The following is an 8,412-nucleotide window of genomic DNA, read 5'->3' on the forward strand; positions in this document are numbered from 1 at the left end:
AAGCGTTGGTTAAAGTATTAGTTGGAGCAGGGCTAGGCTGACGTTTCCAAAAAATTGCCAATAAAATTATAATTATAATAAAAAGCACGCCCAAACCTATTCCTAAAAAAATTTTACCGCGTAAAGTTAAATTCATAAAAAATTAAATTGATACTTAAAAAATAGTTGGCGGCTCTTTGGTTTGAGTCTTTACGCCTTCACTCTCCGTTTCTTCTCTGGAAGCCTCGGCAAATTCGTCTTTAGCTCTTTCCAACTCTAACAGCTGTTTGGGATCCGTAGTCACCAGCTGGTCTTCGGTGTAGGAAGCCACCACTTTTATAGCCGCGTGCTTTTGGCCGGCAAAAAATATTCCCTCACCTACTCCAGATTCCAAAAGCAAATATTTTTCCCCTTCGGTCAACATAAAAACCTTGGCAATCTGTTCTACTGCCGCCGGGCTTTGCTTTAACAAAATTTGCAAGGAGCTGTTGTTAACAATAGCCTGCCCGTAAGGCGAACGCAAAAAGTCATTCACGTCTTGAGTGATAGTAGTAACACCTAAATAATACTTACGGCATCTTTTAACCAAAGCGTAAATAAATTTGGCCGAATCCTCGTGTTGCATTAACCACCAGGCCTCATCAATGGTCAAGATTCTTTTTTTACTTTCACTCCTCACAACATTCCAAATGTAATTAACAATGGCATATACGGCCATTGGTCTTAGCTCATCTTCCAAATCACGCACACTAAAAACCACCAATTTGTTATTCATTTCTACCGTAGTTGGGGAATTAAACAATCCGGCAAAAGTTCCTTCGGTATATTTTTTAAGTTTAATAACCAAATCCCTGGTGCCTTCCATACCTTGTAAAATATCTACAAAATCCTGCATAATGGGCGGTTCTACTTTGGCTAAATTGGCACCCGGCACAATGTCCTTTTTGGCATAAGTTTCCAATAATGCTCTATCCACAATAGAGTCTTCTTCTGTGGTGATTGTTCCCAGCATGATCTTAATCAGGCCTTTAACCGTAATAACCGCGCTTCTGATAATATCTTCTATGCTCACATCTTCACCAACCGGCCGCGGCAAATCAAAAGGATTAATTTTAGAATCTGAGGAAAGTGAAATGTTGATATAAGTCCCGCCTACGGCTTCGGAAAGATGTTTGTATTCCATTTCTGGATCAATCACAATTACTTCAGTGCCTAACATTAAAGAACGCAAAATTTCCAATTTAATGGTATAACTTTTACCGGCCCCCGAAGTGGCAAAAACTACCATGTTAGCATTTTGTAAGGAAAAACGATCAAACAAAATCAAGCTGTTATTATGCCGATTGATGCCGTAAAGAATGCCATTATCCGAAGTTAAATCTGAAGAAACAAAAGGAAAAGACGAAGCGATCGGCGAAGTATTCATGTTAAAGGTAATCATCAACTCATCATTCCCAAGAGGCAAGGTGGAATTAAAACCTTGCTCGGCCTGAAACAATACTCTTTTGGTATAAATGAGTTTGGAGCCAAAAAGAGCTTCCACATCTTCCGTAATTTTGTTTAATTTTTCTTTATTATCCGCATAAACCGTGACATAAAAAGCATACTGAAAAAAATGTTCCGTGCCTTGCGTTAAATCATCACGCAATTTTTCTATATCGCGCAAAGCCGTTTCCCTTACTGGATCGCGCGGCGCGCCTTTTTCCGTATCGCCAATGATCTGCGCCTCTAATATACCCACTTTTTTCCTTAACTGTTTCAAAATTACATCAGAAGCCACGGGATAAAAAAACATGCCAATATCTAAAGCGTTGTTTAAATTGATAATTGGCGCCGACCAACCTACGGTGATATAACGCGGATAAGTGACCACAAAAATTGTACGGGCAAAAATATCCCCGAGTTGCACAAAACTGGGATCTACCTTAAAAGCAGCCGGGGAAATTATATCTTTTACCGACACCACGCCTTTTCTATATACCCGCTCCTCCTCTAAAATTATTTTTTCCTCCGCCGACTTCTTTTTAAGAGAAGAGACCTTCTGGGCCTCACTGGGTTTTTTAAGAGACACGGGTTTTTTTGTTTCAATTGTTTCCGGACTAAAAGGCATACACAATTTATTTTTATTTTTCTATTTGCAGTCTGTCAGTATCAACCATTTTTTCCACATCGGAAAGCTGAGGATTATAACTACTGTAATATAGTTCAATCAAGCCTTCCGTATCTAAAGCAATCGTATTGATGCCAAAACTTTGCAATTGTCCCTGAATTTGCGACACACGGCTCATTAAATCTTTTTTTCTATTTAAAAACAACTCTCTTTTTAAACCCACAAAAATAGCCGGGGTAAAAGTTTCTTTAAATCTGGCAAAAAAACTCTTTCTTTTGTTGGAGGAAGGATTAAAAGGTACTATCACAAAAAATTTCTTGCTCATTATTTGGCCCAAATCAACCAATTCATCAATAAATCCTCGATAATCGGCGATTTGCATTTTTAAAAGCTCATTGGTCTGCTCTTCTTGAGATTTTTTTAATTTTTCCAAATAGGCATCCATATTTAATTTGCGCGATTGTAAAACAATCTGCAAAGGATATTCCAAAGTATTTAAAAAGGAGGCATAAGCGCTTATCAAAGCGTTTTGTTCTTCTTCGGATTTTAAAGCAAAATTAATACTAGAGGCAAGTAGCACGGCACGCAAAGTGCCATCTTTCATTATCAAAATGTCATCATGAATAGAGGCAATATCCAAATATTGTTGAGTGGAAACATTGATTTTTGATCCGGCTAATTTTGATGACTGCATATTATCATTCTTCAGGGGTATATTTTCCCCCGGTATCCACCACCAAAGTCATTTCGCTTAATCTGGAAATGGAGACAGGCTCTTTATACGGTTTGGGCGGCGGCGGCGCTTCTTTTTCCATTTGAGCAAGATGCCTTAATTCTTGATCAGAATAAAATTTATGCCAGACACGTAAGGTTGGTTTTTGTAACGTTTGTAAAAAATTTAAAAGAAAATAGTGAAAAGGCTGTCCGTTAACTTTTAAAAAAGCCGTTACCAATCCCCCACCGCCTAAAATAACCAATAAAATTATAAACAAAGTTAAATCCGTAAATTTCCAGCAAATGGCCAAAATAATTCCATCAACTAAAAGAATTATAAATTGGCGAACCGTAATAGGGCCAAAAATTTTATCTTCCACTTCTATAAATTGAGGGACCGTAAACTGCATCATAAATTAAAATTGCAGGCGCCTATTTAACTCCATTATAACTTTAAATTCTTCTTCTGACAAAGTTTCCTGTTTTTTGCCTTGATTTTCCTTTAAAATTTGCACAATGGGTTTACCTTGATTTAAGCTTGCACTCAAAATGGCATTGTAATTTTGTATTAAGGCACTGCGACGCCAAGCTTCTATGCCTTGAATTTTTTTATTGTAATTTTCCTTAGTTAACAAATCTATTTTAGAAAGTATTTTGTCAGCCGCTGTCTGGGGTTTAGGAGACAAGCGTCTAAATTCCAAGAGGCTCATTTCTTTTAATTCCTCTACGGGGCCGATTAAACGCGGAGTATAGGCAATATCTTCCACTTTGGCTCGGCCAGACGGAGTTTGAGGAACGGCGTTAATTGAAGGCCTAAAGGCGGGGGCAGGTGGGGCAATTTTTTGCGCCTGCAACCGGCCTTTTTCTTCGGTTATTTTAACAGCCGAAGCCGTAACTGGAGCTATATCCGACGAAGTGGCCGAGGGTGTAATTTTGGGGTTGGCAATTGGCGAAATTAGTTTGGGCGGAGTCACAGTTGAGGTGGTAGCAGGAGGAGAAAAAACTGGCTTACTGATTGGTTTGATTTCTGATTTCTTTTCTTCAACCAAAACAGGAGACGAAACAGCGGTAGAAATTGTAAAAGATGGAGCAAATGGAATTTTTTTTTCTTGTTTTGGCATTTGATTAAATCCTGACAGCTCTCTTTGATGAAAATCTTCAAGCACAGACAAAACTTTTGCAGCGGCTTCCGGCGCTAAACCCAATCCCCCATTAAGAGTGTGAGCGGTTAAACGTTCCTTTACCTCTCCCTGTTTCCGCACCTCTTTTAATCTTGAAACTAAAATCATTTTAAAGCGCTGGAATAAATCTAAGGGGACAACCACGCCGCTTTTTTTAATTATCTCTTCGGCTATCTGATCGTGATTTTTACTTTGAGAATTGATAATTGGCGATAAGGATGATTTTTGTAATTCTTCCGCGTCTTTTTTCCAATCAGTTGATGGTTTAACAGGGAGGAGAGGCTCTTTTTTAATTAACCCGGGCGTGGAGAGAGGAGTAATTTGGGGTACGATTGCAGCTTTTGGTACTGGAAAAGATACTCTTTTAGGAGTTGGGACAAAAGGAGCTTTTACAGTTTCTGGCGGGGGTAAAACATAAACTTCTTTACCCAATTCTATAAAACTAATCTTTTGCGTTGTAACAATTTGTCCTTTTTCTTCAGCCAAAAGCCACATCTTTTTTAATTCTTCTAGTAAATCGCCCACTTCTTCTTCTATCATCTCTATCCCCCCCAATTTTTCGGACCGACCCAAAGCCTCAATTGTTTCTTGTTCATTTTTATGCCCTTGCAAAAACTTTTGTAAAATTTTTAAAACTTTATTTTTTTCTTCCACACTTCTCTCTACCGGTAAAGTAGAAAAAAAATCATCCAGCCATTTATTCAAATCAACAAATTTTAAATTTTTTTCTTCCGCAGTAGGCAGATATTTTAGCCAATCATTAATTTTAATTTCTAAATATTCAGCCAGGGGCAAAAAATCAAACTGCAAAATTACCGGCCAAACTTTAACTCTAAATTCTTTCAAATTTAATTTTTCCGCCTCGCGCAAAAAGTCGGCCAAAGTAATTTCGCGGTAATAAACCTGACGAATCAGCAAATTCAAGGGCTTAATTTCCGCCAAAGAATAATTAGCAAAAACATCCGCGTACTTATCGGTTAATTGCGGATTAAAAATATGATCCTGAAGAAAAACAGGCGGATTGTCTTTTAATTTTTCCTCCATAGATTAAGAACTTATACTACCTTTAATAGAATCTACCAAAGGTTCCCAGTCTACTTGTGAAAAAGCTGGCGCTTTTTCTTTTTTAGTAAATTCTTTGGCATCCGTACCTTTTAACTTTTTACCTGCTACCAAAGCCGCAGTCATATCTCTTAAAGCTTTGGTTTGGGCTTCTTGCGCAAATCTCATTAAAGTGGAGACATGGATATTTTGAGCTATGACATTACCCAAGGCAGATAAACCATTAATGGAGCCGGTGGCAGGATCTTTGGTGACGATGGCTTCTAATCTTAAACCCTTAAGGGCGCTAATAATACTTTCGGTGGAGGCCATTTGAGCCACTTGGGCCCGCGCTTGTTCTGGAGGACCAATCCAATCACCACGACCGCCATTTTGAGCAGAGTTATAACCCAAAACTCTCTCGGCCTCGGTAGAATTAGGTTGCAAGGCAGATCTAACACTTTGAGCTTGAGCCACATCTTTGGAAATAAGACTTTGTCGGGCTCTTCTCTCGCCTTCTTGGGCATACCACATAGCCTCTGCTTGTGGTTGTACCTGCCCTGTGCTATTCATTAAATTTTCAATTTCTATTGAGGGATCTGTTTTTCCTGTCGCCACTTCGGTATGCAAAACACGCACCTTATCATTAATTTCTGCCACAGTCGGTTGCCTCACAGCTCCATTTTGTTGAATAAATTGATCTAGACCAATTTCAAAACCCTGCCTATGATATTTTTTAGTTTCATCAATTAATTTTTGATTGCCAGAACTAGCCACCGCACTGGAAAGATCCGGTCTGGCGGCAAAATCTTCCCCGCCATTCAAATCCTTAACTCGTACCTTACCTAAAGTTAAGGCTTCTGCTTGCTGATCTTGACGCAGATGTTTAAAAACATTTCTGGATAAAGACCCATCCAGCAAATTGCCGGTGTTATTTTGCATCGCGGCTTGAAGCTGCCCTTCTAATGATCCCCTTTCTCCGGCTGGTGCGGCATCAATATTAAGATGCTGATCAGTTAAACCCAACTTATTCTTTAAGTAAGCCAAAATATATGCCTCAATCAACTTTTCGCTTCCTTTATTCATTATTTCCCCGCCTAATCTATCATGATCAAACTGCTCAATAAAATCAGGATCGGAAAAAGCGTCCGCGTCCAAATCTAAAGCCTCATTAGGACGCATGCCATCAAGAGTCTTTTTAATTTTTTGCCTTCTTTTTTCTTTTCTTAATCTTTCCTTTTCAGCCGGCCGATTAACGGGCGTCACTTGTCCGGTGGTTACTTTTTGATTAGTTTCCTCTTCCACCTCTTTCTCTTCTTTGGCGCTAAGTACAGTCATTTGCGGATTATTTTTATTAAAATTCTTCAACAGACTGTTAACTTTTTCTCCACGTCCAAGTTTTTCACCCAATTTTGGCAAATCAGCCACCATGGCCTGCAAATCATCGGGTTTAACTTTTTTGCGCAATTCTGATTCGCTTAAAATTCTAGAAATAGCACTAAATTTTTCTTGTTGAGTTTCCGAGGTAAAAGCTTTTTGCTTAGCCGCCTGCATTACACCTTCATCAGTATATTCGTTTACCTTTTTTTCCGTTTCACGCGCCGGCCCTAAACGTTCTGCTTTTAATTCCGCCGCCTTCCCTCTAGCTGTAGTTCCAATTAAAGGAATTTTGCCCGCCGCTTTTTCTAAAAGATACTCTTGTCCTTGATATAAACCTCCTTTGGCTTTACGTCCAACATATCCACCGGCTCCTTTTTCTGTTTTCAAGCCGTACTGGTCCGCTCCCTTGCCCAAAGCTTTAAACATACCACCAACTAAAGGTAAACCGGAAGCCGCACCAATAGCCGCTCTTGTTCCTTCACGTAAACCCATAGCCGAAATAATACCACCGCCAGTATAAGCCGTTAAAGCGGCTGGAATAGCATATTTTTTAGCCACAGTCCCAGCCGTCTTCTTCATCCAATTGGCCGCCCCGCTGGCCAGCCCTGCGCCAGCTACCCCTAACTTTTGAATTCTTTGCAAGGCGGCAAAAAGCAAAGCCACACCCACCACAAAGGAACCCAAATTTTCCCACTGCCCAATCTCTGTGCCGGCAATTTCTTGTTGATTATAATATTGAGCATCTTCTGAAGCCAAGGCTTTTAAAGCGTTATTATCTCCCTTTAACTGTTCTATATTATTACTCTGTCCCATAGTAGCTAAAGACAACCACAAAAAGAAGGCCACTAAAGGACCGACAATAATACTATTAACTAATTCTTTCCACCATTCAGAATAATACTCTCTACCCTTTTCAAAAGTTCCGAGCAAAAAAATTAAAGGGGATGTAATGATTAAAATCCATAAAGTTAAAATGCGAAAAAGCAAAATCATGGCAAAAACAGTCACCACAATCAGCGCCACACCCATAACAATCACTCCTAAAAAAACCCCCAGGGCTCCATACATAGCCTGCATGTCAGCGTCATAATTGGCTGCCTCCAAATTAGCTTTGGAAAGTTTCATCACACTTTCCATTTGAAACATCTGAATAAAATTACCTCCGGCCACCGAGGCAAAAGCATTGACAAAAGTAAGCATTATTACCTGTCCAAAATCTATTAAAAGACCAATAATGGTTTTGCTAAAATTGATTAAAAAAATCATGAAAATCATTTTGGGCAATAATTTTTTCCAACTGTATTTTTCTAAATTAAGCATGGTGCCAAAAGCGATTACCAGCATTACCAAAATAAAAAACATATTGGCCACATCCCTTACCAATTTCCAACCTGTGCTAACTACAGGCGCGTTTAAAAAATTATTATAGCCGGAAACAATAATCAAAAAGTTAATTACCCATAATAATAAACGGCCTTCTAAATTAAGAATAACCTCGCCAATCCAGGCAAAAGATTTCCAAATCATTCCCGAAAGACCGGCTTCGGCCGGCTGAGCCAAACCAAAAAGCCCTAAAAAGAGGGCTAAAGCAAAAATTAGCAGGAACTTTTTAGAGCTTCCATTAAATTTTAGAAGGCGAGAAAAAAACTTCCTCATAAGCTTAGTTGTGTATAAATATTATACCATATTTTTTTTAAAGCCAAAAGTTGATAAATAATTACAGTTATAGCGCCATCCCCTTGACAAACAGCCTAAAAAGTGGTATATTTATCTGGTTCAGATAAGGTAGAATTAAGAGAGAAAATAACTTGGAAAGCTGGTGCTTTCTAAGCTTAAAATGGATCTTTGACAAGGGAGAAGAAAATGAGAAAGGCAAATTTGATGATGTTGGTGCTGGCATGCGTTTCCCTAATTCTCAGCGCCACGGCTTGTGGCAACGGGCAAGGTAAGCCCGTGTTCAACGACAACAGCGAGTGCGAGCAAAACTGTCCGATTGAAATTTCCGGA

5 protein-coding genes and 1 pseudogene (1 of these 6 running past the window's edge) are annotated in these 8,412 nt (G+C 39.1%); all 6 read right to left on the reverse strand.

Annotation, left to right across the window (positions count from 1 at the left end):
* Positions 1–154: 154 nt before the first annotated feature.
* Complete coding sequence (locus A2294_02630; protein OGH86128.1) at positions 155–2,089, reverse strand: conjugal transfer protein TraC; 1,935 nt, start codon at positions 2,087–2,089, stop codon at positions 155–157.
* Positions 2,090–2,102: 13 nt separating this feature from the next.
* Positions 2,103–2,783: a hypothetical protein gene (locus A2294_02635; GenBank protein OGH86129.1), complete on the reverse strand. Its 681-nt coding sequence runs from the start codon at positions 2,781–2,783 to the stop codon at positions 2,103–2,105.
* Between the two features lie 4 nt (positions 2,784–2,787).
* A complete protein-coding gene (locus A2294_02640; protein OGH86130.1) occupies positions 2,788–3,216 on the reverse strand; it encodes a hypothetical protein in 429 nt (142 codons plus the stop codon).
* A gap of 3 nt (positions 3,217–3,219) precedes the next feature.
* Positions 3,220–5,028: a hypothetical protein gene (locus A2294_02645; GenBank protein ID OGH86131.1), complete on the reverse strand. Its 1,809-nt coding sequence runs from the start codon at positions 5,026–5,028 to the stop codon at positions 3,220–3,222.
* Between the two features lie 3 nt (positions 5,029–5,031).
* The gene (locus tag A2294_02650; GenBank protein OGH86132.1) at positions 5,032–8,061 is read right to left on the reverse strand and encodes a hypothetical protein; all 3,030 of its coding nucleotides are present in this window, start codon (positions 8,059–8,061) and stop codon (positions 5,032–5,034) included.
* A 252-nt stretch (positions 8,062–8,313) separates the two neighbouring features.
* Positions 8,314–8,412 (reverse strand): annotated as a pseudogene (locus tag A2294_02655) (hypothetical protein) (it continues 984 nt past the right edge of the window).

It is taken from the genome of Candidatus Magasanikbacteria bacterium RIFOXYB2_FULL_38_10 (genome assembly GCA_001783145.1).
In the GTDB taxonomy this organism is placed as follows: Bacteria; Patescibacteriota; Patescibacteriia; order Magasanikbacterales; family UBA10003; genus GWC2-40-17.

What these genes read in the sequence shown, in the direction of transcription:
- A2294_02630 (OGH86128.1), bottom strand. Translation starts at nt 2,089, where the DNA reads ATGCCTTTTAGTCCGGAAACAATTGAAACAAAAAAACCCGTGTCTCTT.
- A2294_02635 (OGH86129.1), bottom strand. Translation starts at nt 2,783, where the DNA reads ATGCAGTCATCAAAATTAGCCGGATCAAAAATCAATGTTTCCACTCAA.
- A2294_02640 (OGH86130.1), bottom strand. Translation starts at nt 3,216, where the DNA reads ATGATGCAGTTTACGGTCCCTCAATTTATAGAAGTGGAAGATAAAATT.
- A2294_02645 (OGH86131.1), bottom strand. Translation starts at nt 5,028, where the DNA reads ATGGAGGAAAAATTAAAAGACAATCCGCCTGTTTTTCTTCAGGATCAT.
- A2294_02650 (OGH86132.1), bottom strand. Translation starts at nt 8,061, where the DNA reads ATGAGGAAGTTTTTTTCTCGCCTTCTAAAATTTAATGGAAGCTCTAAA.